The 16,041-nt window shown below is 37.7% G+C and carries 16 protein-coding genes; 7 read left to right on the top strand and 9 right to left on the bottom strand.

The features are described from left to right. Nucleotides 1-151: 151 nt before the first annotated feature. Entirely contained in the window at nucleotides 152-535 is a 384-nt protein-coding gene (locus B3297_RS00280; RefSeq protein WP_070563107.1) for a hypothetical protein, read from the bottom strand. 195 nt (nucleotides 536-730) lie between these two features. Here B3297_RS00280 and B3297_RS00285 point away from each other — a divergent pair, with 195 nt between their 5' ends. Further along, nucleotides 731-991: a hypothetical protein gene (locus B3297_RS00285; RefSeq protein ID WP_070563105.1), complete on the top strand. Its 261-nt coding sequence runs from the start codon at nucleotides 731-733 to the stop codon at nucleotides 989-991. Here B3297_RS00285 and B3297_RS00290 read toward each other — a convergent pair. From B3297_RS00290 to rplM, 6 genes are all read right to left on the bottom strand, one after another. Next, complete coding sequence (locus B3297_RS00290) at nucleotides 988-1,809, bottom strand: helix-turn-helix domain-containing protein (RefSeq protein WP_286709741.1); 822 nt, start codon at nucleotides 1,807-1,809, stop codon at nucleotides 988-990. The genes B3297_RS00285 and B3297_RS00290 overlap by 4 nt on opposite strands. 139 nt (nucleotides 1,810-1,948) lie before the next feature. Beyond that, nucleotides 1,949-2,818: an SDR family oxidoreductase gene (locus tag B3297_RS00295; protein WP_286709740.1), complete on the bottom strand. Its 870-nt coding sequence runs from the start codon at nucleotides 2,816-2,818 to the stop codon at nucleotides 1,949-1,951. Between the two features lie 182 nt (nucleotides 2,819-3,000). Next, the gene (tsf, locus tag B3297_RS00300; protein WP_070563096.1) at nucleotides 3,001-3,837 is read right to left on the bottom strand and encodes a translation elongation factor Ts; all 837 of its coding nucleotides are present in this window, start codon (nucleotides 3,835-3,837) and stop codon (nucleotides 3,001-3,003) included. A gap of 195 nt (nucleotides 3,838-4,032) precedes the next feature. Further along, the gene (gene rpsB / locus B3297_RS00305; protein WP_070563093.1) at nucleotides 4,033-4,830 is read right to left on the bottom strand and encodes a 30S ribosomal protein S2; all 798 of its coding nucleotides are present in this window, start codon (nucleotides 4,828-4,830) and stop codon (nucleotides 4,033-4,035) included. Nucleotides 4,831-4,848: 18 nt separating this feature from the next. After that, nucleotides 4,849-5,235, bottom strand: a complete 387-nt coding sequence (gene rpsI / locus B3297_RS00310; RefSeq protein ID WP_070563091.1) for a 30S ribosomal protein S9 — start codon at nucleotides 5,233-5,235, stop codon at nucleotides 4,849-4,851. Between the two features lie 11 nt (nucleotides 5,236-5,246). Beyond that, nucleotides 5,247-5,690, bottom strand: coding sequence for a 50S ribosomal protein L13 (gene rplM, locus B3297_RS00315; protein WP_046671993.1), 444 nt, complete (start codon nucleotides 5,688-5,690; stop codon nucleotides 5,247-5,249). Between the two features lie 235 nt (nucleotides 5,691-5,925). Between rplM and B3297_RS00320 the strand changes: the two genes are divergently transcribed. From B3297_RS00320 to B3297_RS00340, 5 genes are all read left to right on the top strand, one after another. Further along, entirely contained in the window at nucleotides 5,926-7,647 is a 1,722-nt protein-coding gene (locus B3297_RS00320; protein WP_286766926.1) for a tetratricopeptide repeat protein, read from the top strand. Further along, nucleotides 7,637-8,440: a DUF4292 domain-containing protein gene (locus B3297_RS00325; protein ID WP_070563085.1), complete on the top strand. Its 804-nt coding sequence runs from the start codon at nucleotides 7,637-7,639 to the stop codon at nucleotides 8,438-8,440. Before B3297_RS00320 ends, B3297_RS00325 begins: the two co-directional genes overlap by 11 nt. A 108-nt stretch (nucleotides 8,441-8,548) precedes the next feature. Then, nucleotides 8,549-9,862, top strand: coding sequence for a murein hydrolase activator EnvC family protein (locus tag B3297_RS00330; RefSeq protein ID WP_070563083.1), 1,314 nt, complete (start codon nucleotides 8,549-8,551; stop codon nucleotides 9,860-9,862). A gap of 93 nt (nucleotides 9,863-9,955) precedes the next feature. Further along, entirely contained in the window at nucleotides 9,956-10,153 is a 198-nt protein-coding gene (gene tatA / locus B3297_RS00335) for a twin-arginine translocase TatA/TatE family subunit (protein ID WP_046671996.1), read from the top strand. A gap of 183 nt (nucleotides 10,154-10,336) precedes the next feature. After that, nucleotides 10,337-11,803 (top strand): LysM peptidoglycan-binding domain-containing protein, encoded by a 1,467-nt coding sequence (locus B3297_RS00340; protein WP_286753109.1) that lies wholly within the window; start codon nucleotides 10,337-10,339, stop codon nucleotides 11,801-11,803. Nucleotides 11,804-11,812: 9 nt separating this feature from the next. Here the strand turns inward: B3297_RS00340 and B3297_RS00345 are convergent, their stop codons facing one another. Both B3297_RS00345 and B3297_RS00350 read right to left on the bottom strand, forming a co-directional pair. Then, entirely contained in the window at nucleotides 11,813-12,325 is a 513-nt protein-coding gene (locus B3297_RS00345; RefSeq protein WP_070563077.1) for a phosphoribosyltransferase family protein, read from the bottom strand. A gap of 105 nt (nucleotides 12,326-12,430) precedes the next feature. Further along, nucleotides 12,431-13,012 (bottom strand): C40 family peptidase, encoded by a 582-nt coding sequence (locus B3297_RS00350; RefSeq protein WP_046671999.1) that lies wholly within the window; start codon nucleotides 13,010-13,012, stop codon nucleotides 12,431-12,433. A 536-nt stretch (nucleotides 13,013-13,548) separates the two neighbouring features. Here B3297_RS00350 and thrA point away from each other — a divergent pair. Then, on the top strand, nucleotides 13,549-15,996 hold the full coding sequence (thrA, locus tag B3297_RS00355) for a bifunctional aspartate kinase/homoserine dehydrogenase I (protein WP_070563074.1): 2,448 nt from the start codon (nucleotides 13,549-13,551) through the stop codon (nucleotides 15,994-15,996). The last annotated feature ends 45 nt before the right edge of the window (nucleotides 15,997-16,041 follow it).

The raw sequence follows: 16,041 nt of genomic DNA on the forward strand, positions 1-16,041 counted from the left end.
TAATCTTCAAAGTAAACTTACATAAAAAATTGGAGTTATAGTTTCCAATTGAAAAGTATATGATACCTAATTTTGAGAAGAAAGTCTTTATTTTAATCAATGGAAAAGGGACCTTCCGGTCCCTTCAAAAATTATGTTATTTTCGGAAAAACTACCTATCGTTTTTAGGATATCCCTCTTCATCGAGATCATCTCTCAAATCTTCTTCGTTCTCGGCTAATTTCTTGTCCAAAGGGGATAAACGTTCATGATCAAAAGTCTCGATTCGCATGTTAGCATTATCTAGATCTTCCTCTTTGAGTTCATCTTGTGTTGCATACTCATCTCCGACAAAAGGATTAGAGTCATCGTATGTTGAATCATCATCAATTGCACCTTCAGCTACTGTATCGTAGTCAGCCGGGTGATCGTAGTCTGGATCGTTGTCATCGACATCCATTTCATAACTGTCAAGTTCTTCATTAAAAGCAAGGTCCTGCTCTTTATCTGGATAATCTTCTTCGACTTTCCCATTTTTACTTTCTTTTTTCGACATAATCCTGCTAATTTTTATTTATCTGTAAAACAGTTCCCGTAAAAAAAAGTTTTTGATTTATCTGTGAAAGCGAATGTTCCAGTGCCACTAGGAGGTCAGGAATGTGAAGATTCTTTTGGAAAGATAAAATCCAAAAAATGGTTAAAGCAGTAAAACAATATAATTATATGTTTGTTTTATTCTAAAATAGGAATTATGATCTTCAAGCGTTTAAATTATCAGACTTTACAGAGTTTACGCCTACAAGGCTACAATATTTTATTGACCATTGGTCGGGCTGAAGATGAGAACCCAATTTATTTCCCAATGAAATTGGAATCTTTTAATTCCAGTAGCTCAAATTTTGACAGTCATGATGCAGCGACCTTTCAAGGAAAGAAGATTCTTATTTTGGATGAAGCCATTCAACGCTCTTTAAATCACGATCTTAATGGTGTAATCCAACTCGATAACTAAGCACTATTTTTAGCTCTTTTATAAGAGCTGGGTGTAATATTTCTTTTCTTCTTATAGAAATTGGTTAGGTGACTTTCATCATTAAATCCGAGTTCTTCTACAATTTGTTTCATCGTGTATCTATTGGATGCTAGTCGCTCCTCAATTAGTTTAATACGAATATCGTCTATATACACTTTGTAGCTTTTTGAATATCTTTTTTTAAAAAAGGCCCCAAAATAATTTGCTGAAATTTGGAACTGATCTGCAATCGACTTGATTTGTAATTTATCCGGGAAATAGATATTTTGCTGTATGTATTGCTCGATCTCTTGAGACAATTCATAAGACTCGTTAATAGGTAGCTCCAGATCTTTCAATATATTTTCTACTAAAGCGAAAAGGGACATTGTCTGGTGGAATATAAAAATTGATGCCGCTTCATGTTCACTCTCATATTGTTGAATTAGCGAAATTACCCGCTCGATCAGTTTTTTATTTTCCTTTTTAAGGGATAGGCTCTTATTTAACAATGTCTTCGAGTTAAAGATATCAACCGGGTTGTGAGTAAGTCTAAAATTTTGTTGTATAAAGTGCAGATCTTTAAAGTAGGAGTTGGAGAAATAGAGTACAAATGCAGTTGTATCTTTTTTTGTCTCAAGTGTTTCGAAATCTTTATTCAAAAAAAGTAAATTCTCTTTGGAAAATTTTAAATTATTCCCTTTCGATACGAGTGTGCCTTCGGTTATATAAACTAACGCAAAATCAAAACCCGTTTTATTGAGTTCTAATTTTTCTTTATGCTTGATTTTTTGAGATTCGAAAGATAAATTCATCATATGTACAGAGTCTATTGGAATAATCGCTACAAACCTAAGAAAAATGGATTAAAGACCTTGCTATTTCCTCTTTTAAACCGGCATGTAATACAGTTGCGTATTCACCATAAAATAAATCATTCGTTATTTTAAACGATTATCAGGTGCTTTTTGCATTTCTGGTCATCTGTTCAATAGCATCCCATTGATCTTCAGGAATAATATCCAATCCATTGAACTCACCTGCTCCCTTAAGCCACTCGCCGCCATCTATCGTGATAACATCACCGTTGATATAACTGGCGTAATCGGATACCAGATAGGCCGCGAGGTTGGCCAATTCCTCCAGTTTGCCCAAGCGGCCCAAGGGGATACGTTTGGTAGGCGAGAGAAGTTCGCCTAATTCACCTGGAAGTAGCCGTTCCATGGCACCTGAAGTTTGGAATGGACCCGGAGCTATAGCATTGAGTCTTATCCCTTTTTTTCCCCATTCAACGGCTAACGATCGAGTTAATGCAAGAACTCCGGCTTTAGCTGTTGCAGAAGGAACAACGTAGCCAGAACCCGTCCAAGCATAGGTTGTGACGATACTTAGTATAGCTTTATTATGTTCGTTGGCCTCAATCCAACGCTTGCCCAGTGCTAGGGTATAGTTTATACTACCTTGGAGAACGATACCAATAACAGATTCGAAGGCGCGGTGGCTTAAACGTTCGGTAGGGGAGATAAAATTTCCGGCAGCATTGTTTATGAGTATATCTATCCCGCCAAAATGTTCATATCCACAGGAAACGACGCGCTCGACATCCTCATAATTTCGGACATCTCCAGCTACTGCAAGACATTTCGCCTGATATTTTTCCGACAATTCGTTCGCTGTATGCTGTATAACATCATCTTTACGGCTCGTGATCAGGCAAGAGGCGCCAAGCTCGAGAAAGTAATCTGTCATGGCTTTTCCGAGGCCTGTACCACCACCCGTAATCAAAATTCGTTTTCCTTTTAACGCGTTTTCCTTTAAAATACCCATATGCTGTCCAGTTTTTATGTATCCTTAAGTTACACAAATTTGAGATAAAATAAAAGTCAAGGCCAGCGGTGAAAAGTAGTTCGGGAATAAATGAAGGAAGAGATATAAACAAAAACAGGAGCCATTCGAAGAATAGCTCCTGTTTTAAAAATTTCCAATTCTGGTAATAGAATGGATTATGCTTATGCGCCCAATTGTACGCGTTTGAAAGCAGTTACAGTTAATCCTTTGGAAACTGAATCCAAGAATTGAGCGATGTTTTTAGAAGAATCTTTTACGAATTCTTGGTTTAACAAAGTTGTGTCTTTGAAGAATTTATTCAATTTACCTTGAGCGATTTTCTCAGCCATTTCAGCAGGTTTACCTTCAGCAATGATTTGCTCTTTAGCAATAGCGATTTCACGCTCGATTGTGTTTTGATCAACACCATCTTTGTCAATTGCGATAGGGTTCATTGCGGCAATTTGCATTGCTACATCTTTACCTGCTTCTTCAGCACCAGCAGCATCAGCAGAAAGACCTACTAATACACCTAAACGGTAGTTACCGTGAATATAAGCGATAACCTTTTCAGCAGTGATAGTTTCGTATTTAGAAACGTCAATTTTCTCGCCAATTACACCAGTTTGCTCGATTAATAAATCAGCGATGTTTTTGCCATCAAGTTCCAAACCTTTTAATTCTTCCAAAGAAGCAGGTTTACTGTTTAATGCAACGTCTGCAATTTTTTCAGCGAAAGCAACGAAGTCTGCGTTTTTAGCTACGAAGTCAGTTTCACAATTAACTTCAACTACGATACCTGATTTACCATCAGCAGTAGCTTTAGCGATGATAACACCTTCGTTAGAGTCGCGATCTTGACGGCTAGCAGCTACTTTAGCGCCTTTTTTACGCAAGTAATCTACAGCAGCTTCAAAGTCACCATTAGACTCAACTAAAGCTTTTTTACAATCCATCATACCAGCGCCAGTTTGTTGACGCAATTTGTTCACATCTGATGCAGAAATTTGTACTGACATGTTTATTTCTTTTTATTATTATTTACGACTGAAATTTGTACAATATTAACTTAAAACATGTTAAGCTAATATGAAGTTTAACATTTCTTGATAAACGAGTATTGTTAAACCAAAAAACCGGACAGAGAGGCTAGTTCAAGAAAAGTAAACTTTTCCAGAAACTAACGCTACGCCATCCGGTTTGGAATAAAAATATTATTCTCCGTCTTTCGCTTTGCGAGGACGTTTAGCTTCTGAAGCATCACTATTATCAACTTTTGCTTTAGCAGCAGCAGCATCTTTTTCAGCTTCTTCTTCTTTGTCGCGTTTGCGCTCGTCCAAACCTTCTTGGATTGCTTGACCAATGATACCGGCGATTAAACTAATAGATTTACTAGCGTCATCATTTGCTGGGATTGGGAAATCAATGTTTGAAGGATCAGAGTTTGTATCTACCATTGCAAAAGTAGGGATGTTCAATTTCATTGCTTCAGAAACAGCGATGTGTTCTTTTTTCACATCGATGATGAATAAAGCAGCTGGTAAACGGTTCAAATCAGCGATACCTCCTAAAAGGTTTTCTAATTTGATACGCTCACGTTGAATCATCAACTTCTCTTTTTTAGACAATACATCATATGTACCATCTTTTTGCATTTTGTCAATGTTAGACATTTTTTTGATAGACTTACGAACTGTAGCGAAGTTTGTAAGCATACCACCTAACCAACGCTCAGTTACAAAAGGCATATTAACCTCTTTTGCTTGTTGTGCGATGATCTCTTTTGCTTGTTTTTTCGTAGCGACGAATAAAACTTTGCGACCTGATTTTACGATTTGTTTGATAGCTGAAGCAGCTTCTTCTAATTTCGTAAGAGTTTTGTTCAAGTCAATGATGTGGATACCGTTGCGTTCCATGAAAATGTACTTAGCCATTTTCGGATCCCATTTACGTGTAAGGTGACCAAAGTGCACACCTGCATCCAATAAATCTTGATAAGTAGTTCTTGCCATTTTTTGATCCTCCTTTGATTAACGTTTACTGAATTGGAATCTTCTACGAGCTTTACGACGTCCTGGTTTCTTACGTTCAACCATGCGGTCATCACGTGTTACTAAACCTTTAGCGCGTAATGCAGGTTTAACTTCTGGGTTAAGCTCAACCAAAGCTTTTGCGATCGCTAAGCGAACAGCTTCTGCTTGACCTTTAACACCACCTCCGTTAACGTTTACTTTTACATCAAAGTTTGCTAATTCACCAGCTACGTTCAATGACTGTGTAGCGATGTATTGCAAAGGTAATGTTGGGAAATACTCTTTGTAGTCTTTACCGTTTATGATAATGTTTCCGCTACCAGCAGTTAAGTAAATGCGGGCAACAGCAGTTTTTCTTCTTCCTGAAGTGTTAGTTGTTGACATGACGATTCTCCTTAAAATTTAACTGGTTTTGGATTTTGTGCTTCATGCTTGTGCTCAGTACCAGCATAAACGTAAAGGTTTTTAAACAATTGACGACCTAAACGGTTTTTAGGAAGCATACCGCGAACAGCTTTTTCAATAATGCGTTCAGGAAATTTAGCCATTAACTCTTTAGGAGAAACGAAACGTTGACCACCTGGGTATCCAGTGTAGCGTACGTAAACTTTGTCGCCTAATTTGTTTCCTGTCAATTTAATTTTGTCTGCATTGATAACAATCACGTTATCTCCACAGTCTACGTGTGGGGTGAATGTAGGCTTATGCTTACCACGAATTACTTTCGCGATGTTGCTCGCCAAACGCCCCAAAATCTCTCCTTCAGCGTCAACAACGATCCACTCTTTGTTAACGGTGTTCTTGTTGGCAGAGACAGTTTTGTAACTTAACGTATTCACTTGCTTTTGTTTAAATAATTTATTAAAAAATTTTTCTTCCCCTTATCTCAAGGGTCTGCAAAGGTACATCTATTATTCTATATTTTAAAATCTATTTTGCTTATTTTGTTGAAAACGAGTTGAATTTCAAGCGAGCCCCACTAATCTCAATATTTTTACAACTTCCTCGAATGAATATTGTTACATTAGTTAGTATATTGCAGGAAGAATTTTTAAATTATTATAGCGGAAGTAGATGAGATTGAATTTTTTAGATAAGCGATTTTTTTTAAGTTTTATTGGTTTACTCCTAGTAGCACTGGGCTCATTAAAGGCACAATCTCCGGATAATAAGCCTAAACCTTACGATGCACGACTCAAAAACGTGCAGGAAATATTGAAGCAAGGAAAAATTGGCCCCGGGATGGATTCTTTGGATGCTATAATCGCAGATTACCCACAAGCCGATGATATCTATTTTACAAAGGCAATTCTTCTTGCGCAGATGAGAAATCAAGATGGAGCGATCGAAGCTATAAAAGAAGCGCTGAATATTCAGTCGAAGCCGGAATATCTAAGTTTTGCTGTAGATGCATTTAAAAGTAAAAACGACGCGGATAGTGCTTTAATCTATCTCGATAAGTTGATAGATCGAGATGACAATAATACTGCCTCACTAAAACGGGAGCGTATCATGCTCCTTTTCAATGGTGGGTACAAGGATGTGGCTTTGGAGTATTTCTATAAAACCAAAGAGATCGCTGTCGCTTCTGATACATTGGACATGGTTGGCAGTGTGTTGTTAAATGATGCCGGTAATTATAAAGCTGTCATTGATCTTTTGAAGCCCTGGGCAGACAAAGGGACTTCGCTGGCTCAAGTGTATGGACAATTAGCGCAAGCCTATAATCTTTCCAAAAATTCGAAGCTTGCATTGGACTACATTAATAAAGGAATTCAGACCACAAAAGAGGATTTTCTTTATTTCGATTTGGCTGATCTCTATCGATTTGATAAAAAGCTGAAATTATCTTTTGATGCACTTAAGCAAGGATTTCAATCTAAGAAAGTTGATTTTGCAGATAAGAATCGGATTATAATGACCTTGTTGAATCCGAAAGGTCCCTATACAAAAGACCAACTTTTGGAATTGGTGAATATCTTGGTTGAAGTTCATCCACGTATTGCCGAAAGCCATATGGCAAAGGGACAAGTGTTATGGTTGAGAGACGATAAGTCCGCTGCTCAAAGTTCACTAGCGGTAGCCGTGAGTATGAACCCCTACCAGATCGATGCTTGGCGGATGCTGATGAGTTTGGATATGGACAAAGGTGAATTTGATCAAGCCATTGCACATGGTGGGGAAGCGCTGCACTATGTGTCCAATAATGCGACCATACTCTATTTTACGAGTATGGCCTATTTGATGAAAAAAGACATGGAAAATAGCCGAAAGTTTATGGAGGCTGCACTTAATAATGCACAGGATGAATCGCCTTTTCTACAAGCAAATATTTATGGGGGATTAGGTGATATTTATAATTCACTTCAGATGTATAAAGCCTCTGACGCGGCTTATATCGAAGCTATTCGATTGGATAGTACAAATGTGACGGCGATGAACAATTTAGCATACTATTTGTCGTTAAGAAAAGAACGACTTGATGAAGCTATAAAGTATGCCGCAATGGCGACGAAATTGCAGCCCAATAATGGAACTTTTGAAGATACCTATGCTTGGGTACTTTTTGCAAATGGAAAATATGATGACGCACTAGTATGGATTCAAAAAGCGTTAAAAAATACAAATCCGCAAACGGCGGTATTACTGGAACATTATGGCGACATTTTGATTAAGTTAGGGAAAACAACGGATGCCGTTAAGCAGTGGAACCTCGCTTTAGAAAAGGGAGCTGATACGGAGGAGGGTAAGCTGAAATTGAAAAAGAAGATTGAGACTAAGAGCTATGTGGAATAAAATTGTTTGGGTTAGTGCTGTTGTGTTGCTGCTTTCTTCTTGTAGTTCTAAGAAGAAACTACTAAAAGGTGCTGACCTTAAAGCTGAAAACGAGTTGACCATAAAAGATAATACAAGGGAGGCGAAAAAGAATAGCTTACGTGATCTTTTTTTGACCAATTTGAATTATTCTACTTTTTCTGGAAAAGCGAAGATGCGTCTCGATCTTGGGAAGGACAATTATGATGTCACTTCTACTATTCGAATAGAGAAAGATAAAAGGATCTGGATTTCCATTTCTGCTACACTGGGTATAGAGGTTGCCCGGGTATTGATCACTCCAGACAGTGTACAAATCTTAAATAAGTTTCAGAGCGAATATATGGTTAAGCCATTTGACTACCTATATCGTTTTGCCAGTCCGGATTTAACTTTCGGAAATCTACAGGATTTGTTGCTAGCCAATCTTTCGGTGAATCTATTGTCCGATATTGATCAGGTTAATTTTAAACAGGACTCGATGTCTGTCCAGTTGGATGGCAAACTGAATGAACTAGATTTTTTATATAAGTTAAATAATAACAATAGGCCTTATCAGTTTAGATTAGCGCAACTTTCAAAAAAACAATTGCTGGAGGCCAATTACGGTGAATATGCCATGGCCTCTGGACAAGAATTTCCGATGCTTTTAAAAATGATCATTTCTGATGGTCGTCAAGAGATAAAAACAGAGATAAATTTTAACAAAGTGACTTTTAATGAACCAGTCGAAATGCCTTTTTCAGTATCGTCACGTTACAAAGTAATCCGATGAGAAGCTGTCTATTTCCTTTAGATTTATTACTTTCGCAATTAGTTTGCTAAAGTATGGGGTGAATTAATAGGATAGAAAGATGGCAAACACAAAAAAATAGTACTGTAAATGAACTTTAAAAAGACAATACTTGGTATAGCTGCTTTCCTATTCATGATTGGGATTTCATCGGCGCAGACTAGGGCTGAACTTGAAAAACAGCGTGAGAAACTCAATCGTGAAATTGCTGAATTACAGAATACGGTCAAAGAGATTGCAAAGGAAAAATCACTTACTCAACAACAAGTGACAGCATTGAGTAAGCAGATTAATTTGCGCGAGCAGAAGATAAATACCATTACTTCGGAAGTAGCTGTAATTAACAAACATATCAATGCCAATACCGCTGCCGTAAATAAGTTAAAGGCCGAATTGGAGAAGATGAAACGTGACTATGAGAAGATGGTGATGTTTGCGTTCAGAAACCGGAATGCCTATAATAAATTGATGTTTATTTTTGCATCCAAGGATTTTAATCAGGGGTTCCGACGGGTTAAGTACTTACAACAGTTTAACGATTCTAGAAAGCTGAAAGCTGCCGATATCGAAAATACCAAGAAACAGATTGAACAAAAAATTGCTCAATTGCAGGCGGACCGAAACAAACAGGTTGCCTTGATGAAAGAGCAGGAAAATGAGAAAAAAACCATATCTCAACAGCGATCTGTTTATTCTGGACAATTGAGTGAATTGATTGTTACAGAGCGCGGCGTGAAGAAAGATATTACCCAAAAGCAAAAAGAGGAGCGTCGTATTAATGCGGCCATCAAGGAGATCATTAGAAGAGAAATTGAGGCTGAACGTCGACGAGCTGAGGCGGCGCGTCGTGCTGCGGAAGCTGCTGCTGAACGGAATCGCAAAGCGAATGAGTCCACATCAACTACAAAGGGTAAAAATAATACAAGTTCGAAAGGCAGTAATACTGCGCGAAAATCAGATTCTGAAGTCTTACGTAGTACTCCGGAAGCAGTCAAACTTTCAAATGACTTCAGATCGAACCGAGGTAGTTTGCCTTGGCCTGTTTCTAATGCGAAGATTATGCAAGAGTTTGGTTCAGAAAGTGTCGGTAGAAATGTCAATTGGGATCATGAAACTGTCAAAATACAAACATCAAGCGGTTCGGCCGTGAAAGCAGTATTTAATGGAGAAGTTTTGAGTATAGTATCGATGATGGGGCAGCGTATTGTCATGATTAAACATGGTGAATACTTTACTGTTTATATGAATTTGGCTGGTGTAAGTGTTTCAAAAGGACAAAAAGTAAGTACGGGACAGACGATAGGGACGGCCGATGTAGATTCCGATACGGGAGTTCCGATGGTAGAATTTTCTGTACTACAAGGAACAACACCACTGAATCCGATGTCATGGTTGGCGAGATAAGAAATAATTACTATATTTAATAATTATCATTACATTTGTAAATAGAGAGAGAAGTTTTAGTTTAAAAGAATTGAAAAACAAGAAATTATAGTTATGTCAACATCATTATTAATCATGGGAATCGGGGGGCAAGAGTTAATTGTCATTGTAGTAATATTGTTACTATTATTTGGTGGCAAGAAGATTCCTGAATTGATGCGCGGATTGGGTAAAGGAGTAAAGGAATTTAAAGAAGGCCAAAAAGATGAGTCTTCACCTGAAAAAAAATCTGAAGTAGAAGATAACAAATAAGGGAGGTTTTGATCCCATATAGCATGGATACGATTTTGTGATGAACAAAATCGTATTTTGTTTTATACGCGACCTATAGCGAAATAGGACGAAAACCATTTTATACTAAAATCCATTTCTAATCGTTTAGATTATTGTTGATTTTTCAGCAGATGAATCAAACTCGGATTTAACAGTAAATTTATGATCGGAAAACAGACGTTAATTTCAATACTAGGAGGGGTATGCTATGTACTACCACTCATGGCCCAAGAAAGCGCTGTAGAAGGTATGAAAGAAGCTGCCCATACCTTCTTTCAAAAAAGCATCGAAAAAGAAAAACAAGAGATTTACCAGTACCTGGACAGTATAAAATCTTCCGGAAGTAACCGACAGCATGATGCTGAAATTACAGATGAAGATATACAGCTTGTACGGAAATTAAAGGCAATAGAACGTGAGGTTCCATTGGACTACTCACCACGAGTGAAAGATCTGATTGCCAAATACACGTCGGATAATTATAATCCCTATATGTGTAGGATGATGGGACTAGGACAATACTATTTCCCATTGTTTGATAAAATCATGGATGAAGTAGGAGTGCCGCGGGAACTCAAATATCTAAGTGTAGTCGAATCATCATTAAATCCACGTGATATCTCTAGTGCCGGAGCAACAGGATTATGGCAATTGATGTATTATGAAGCCAAAACTTATCATCTTACGGTGGACAGTTATACCGACCAACGTATGGATCCGATCGCTTCGAGCTATGCTATTGCAAAAATCCTAAAAGAAGCTTATGATGAATATGGCGATTGGTTGTTAGCGATAGCATCCTATAATGGCGGTAAAGGAGCGGTTAGCCGTGCGATCCAACGTTCGGGAAAGGAGAATGCTACTTTTTGGGATATCGCTCCATATCTAACGCAACAGACCCAAAACTATATCCCTAAGTTCATCGCAATGACCTATGCGATGAAATACGCAGACGAAAATGATATCAATGCTGCGGATACCGAACTTTCACTGAGAACTCAAGCATTGGATATCAATAAGCGTATTTCATTGAACCAAATAGCGGATGCTTTACAGGTGTCAAAAGAGACATTACGTGCATTGAATCCTAGTTTTAAAAGAAACGTGTTAAATGGCACTGAAGAGTCCCCATTGCGATTAGTTTTACCTGTATTGGATAAAAAGATTGCCGCAGAGGAATTGTATGCAGCGCTCAATACGCCAATATCTTCGGCAAATCCTAGTCAGACAGAAAATCCAAGCGAGCCTTTACAGAATGGGAAATATAAAGTGAAAGTTGGTGAGACATTCGCTTCCATTGCTGACAAGTTTGAAGTAACCGTACAGGATATAAAATCTTGGAATAACCTGCGTGGAAATCAGATTGTCCCTGGACAAAACTTACTGATAAAAAAGGAGGATGATTTCGTCAATGCGAAATTAGCTCGTAACACAGAAAGGTCTTCAAAGAAAAACCAACAACGTGCCGCTAGCGCCACGCGTACAGCTTACTATGTCGTTAAGAAAGGTGATACATTATCTGAGATCGCAGATAAAAATGGCACATCAGTCGGTCGACTTAAAAGTGAAAATGATTTAAATGGAAGCCGGATAAAACCGGGGATGAAATTGAAAGTCTCAAAAAAATAACAGCATGGTTTAAATTAACCATGCTGCATCTTCTTCTTTGTCAAATTCTTCAAGAGTAACGGTAACATGTTCTCTTAATATCGTTGAAAGCTTCGTACCATAGTAGTCACTAAATATAGGGAACTTATGGTGGCTTCTATCAATTAATACAGCCGTTCTCATTTTCTTCAATGGAACGTTTAAGAATACACCTAGTCCATAGGCTAAGGCTCTACCACTATTCAGTACATCATCGACTAAGATGATGGTCTTATCTTTTGCAATATCAACAGGTATGTCTGTGCTTGCACTCAACGATCTACTCGTTTTCTTCATAGTAACTTTAATCAGCAGGATTTCCTTCGTTGAAATCTCCTGTAAAATCGCCTGAAGGCGTTGTGCAAATACATAACCCCGGTCAGCAATTCCTACCAATACAAGTGTTTCATCTTCAAAATTGTCTTCCAAAATTTGATAGGCAATCCGAATAGATTTTTGTTTTATTTGTTCTTTATTTAAGATGAGCGTTTTCTTTGAAGACATAATAGTATTCCAATGATTATGGGGTAAAAATAGGATATTATATTGTATAAAAAAAGTCCAAAACGAGTTAAACGCTTTGGACTTTTCGAGACTGAATCAATCTTATTAATTCAATTTATTATCTTTTTCCGCTTTTAATATTTCTGCTGTAAGCGATCTATTATCTTCTGGTAAACGACCACCATTGTAATAATAACGTCGCCAGTATGGCTCATCTAAATTGCTAATCATAACTCCTTTACTGGACGAGGCATGTGCAAACTTATTATCGCCGATATAAACACCTACATGGGTAATACTTTTACTTCTAATTTTGAAGAATACCAAATCACCTGCTTTTAGCTCATTTTTTTCGACAGTTTTGACTTGAGAATATTGATTTCTGCTATTATATCCTAACGAAGTGTTAAATACTTTGTCGTATAATTCATAAGAAAATTTAGAACAATCAATGCCTCTTTTTGAATCTCCTCCTAAGCGGTATGGAGTTCCCAACCATTCGTAAACAAATTGATAAAGTTTGGTATTTGTTGTTGCTGAGACTGCAACTCCCATGATTTGTGAAAAGTATTCTTTCGCTAGATTATCAGGATCTGATTCTGGTTTGGAGTTTCTGTTGGTTTGTGCCTGCGACACTAGACATAAGCCGATAAATAGCATTGACGCTATAAATTTCTTTGTTTTCATTAAATCGCTTTTTTGTACAACATTTAACTTTTAAAAATTTAACACTGTCATCTATTTTGGACAGCACTGTTGCGAATATAATACAATATCAGTTTAGGGTCAAATTTATTTTAAGGTATTTAACGAAATTTTAACAATTTTAACATCTTCATAACGCCCATTTGGGCATATTGTACTTTAATAATTCTGTCAACGATCAACTACAGTGCCTCAACCACCTGTTCGAGTAAAAAACGGTCCCCTAATATCAGAATGCCACTTGATTATATGTCTCATTGTGAATCTTAAAAAAAATATTAATTTTCTTTGGTAAAGTGATAATATTTGTTCTATATTTACAAAACATAAGCAAAAGCAATGAACACAAATACAATTATTACATCGATTATTATTACCACCGGGATAAAACTCAGGAGGAAGTAGTTTCGTTGTATATAATTGTAGACACAATATTTAGAAGCGCTTTCCTCGACAAAGGAAAGCGCTTCTTTTTTTAGCATAAAAATCATCAATCTAAACAAACAGTATAAAACAGTATGAAAGTTTTAAAATTTGGAGGCACATCGGTCGGGACGGTAGAAAGTCTAAAGGCGGTCTTAAGCATTGTAAAAAAATCTTACGATGCAAAGGAAAAACCATTGGTTGTGTTGTCAGCTATGTCAGGTGTAACAAACTTACTTACCCAACTGGCGGAGGACGCTGCCGAAGGAAAGTCCTTTTCGGATGGTCTAAAGTCCTTGGAAGATAAGCATTTTACGGTTGTCAAAGAGCTCTTGGCTGTGAAATATCAAAATCCTGTATTTACAAAGCTAAAGTTGTTTTTTAATGAGATAGAAGATCTCCTGCAAGGAATTTCTGCACTAAAGGAGCTGAGTAATCAAAGTAAAGATTTGATCCTTAGCTACGGTGAACGTTGCTCAAATTATATGGTATCTAAGGTGATGGAACAATATATTCCCGAGTCTCTATTTGTAGATGCATCCCATTATGTGAAAACTGATTCAAATTTTGGTAATGCACATTTAAATGAAATGCTAACGGAGCAATTGGTGAAATCATTGTATATCACGCATGGTGATAAACTGCTGTTTGTCACCGGTTTTATCGGAAGTAATGAAAATGGACGTATTACCACCTTGGGAAGAGGTGGATCAGATTATACCGCAGCGATCTTCGGGTCGATACTGGACGCAACAGCCATTGAAATTTGGACAGATGTGAATGGGATGTTAACTGCCGATCCACGTATTGTGAAGAAAGCGTTTTCCTTGCCTGTATTATCATACACAGAGGCAATGGAGTTATCTTACTTCGGTGCTAAGGTGATTTATCCTCCAACGATGATTCCGGCTTTCTTAAAGAAAATACCGATAGTTATTCGAAATACTTTTGAGCCTGATTTTTCAGGGACAGTGATTCAGTTTGATAGTGGAAAAACTGCGCTGCCAATCAAGGGGATTTCTTCGATCTCGGATATTTCTGTCATCAACCTGAGTGGATCAGGGATGATCGGTAAATCGGGTTTTAGCGGGCGGCTTTTTACGCTATTGGCTCGAGAGCAGATCAATGTTGTGCTAATCACGCAATCATCTTCCGAACACAGCATCACATTTGCTGTCAATCCATCGGATGCCAAACGCGCTATACAATTGATCGAAGTGGAGTTTGAGCTTGAAATCCAGGCAAATAAACTGGTCGTTCCTGCGATCGAAGAAAACCTGTCGGTCTTAGCTATCGTTGGTGAAAATATGAAAAAAACTCCCGGCATGGCCGGTCGGTTATTTGCAGCATTAGGACGCAACGGTATCAACGTCCGTGCTATTGCACAGGGATCATCCGAATACAATATATCTGTAATTATTGGTAAAGAAGATTTAGCGAAGGCACTTAATGCCGTACATGATGCGTTTTTTGCAGAGCTAAAGAAAACGCTGCATGTATTTAATATCGGTACCGGTAACATTGGTGCAACTTTATTTAAACAATTGGAAAATCAACATGACTTCCTATTGGATAAAAATGATATTGAAATTAAAGTTGTTGGAATTTCCAATAGCCGTAAAATGCTTTTCAATACCGAAGGTGTTGATTTAAATAATTGGTCGGATGAACTTGCTAAAAATGGAACTGAATCAGACCTGGCATTGTTTATAGATCGAATGAAAGCGCTGAATTTGCCGAACTGTGTATTTATCGATAATACTGCAAGCAAATTACCTGCAACCTACTACGAAGATATCTTTAAATCCAATATTTCAATCGTCACCTGCAATAAAATTGCGAATTCAGGTAAATTCGAGCAATATAAAACATTACGCGATACTGCTCATCGACACGGTGTAGATTTCTTTTATGAAACAAATGTAGGTGCAGGATTGCCTATCGTCAGGGTGCTCAAAGACTTGATGCTGAGCGGTGACCGTATTCTGAAGATAGAGGCTATTCTTTCAGGGACAATCTCGTATATTTTCAACAATTTTAAAGCAGATGCTTCTTTTTATGATATCGTCAAACAGGCTCAGGAGCTGGGATACACCGAGCCAGATCCAAGGGATGATTTAGGTGGTGTAGATTTTATGCGTAAAATGCTCATCCTGGCGAGAGATGCGGGGTATGCTGTTGAGGCCGAAGATGTAGACCTCGGTGCAATATTACCTCCAGCATGTTTGAAAGCAGATACAGTAGATTCTTTTTATACAGAATTGCAACAGGAAAATGAATATTTCGAAGCAATGAAGAAGAAAGCAGCCAATGAAAATAAAGTAATCCGCTACATCGGGAAATTGGAAAATGGAAAGGTATCCATTGCGATTCAGTTTGTTGATGAAAACCATCCTTTTTATGCTTTATCAGGCAGCGATAACATTATATCGTTTACAACAGAGCGTTATAAAGAACGTCCTCTTGTCGTAAAAGGTCCTGGTGCGGGAGCTGAGGTGACAGCTGCCGGTGTATTTGCAGATTTGGTAAATGTCGGAGCATAAAAACTATTCAAGGAAAATAAAAATTACGTGATGGCCAATAATTTA

The organism is Sphingobacterium sp. UBA3519, assembly GCF_002377215.1.
In the GTDB taxonomy this organism is placed as follows: Bacteria; Bacteroidota; Bacteroidia; order Sphingobacteriales; family Sphingobacteriaceae; genus Sphingobacterium; species Sphingobacterium multivorum.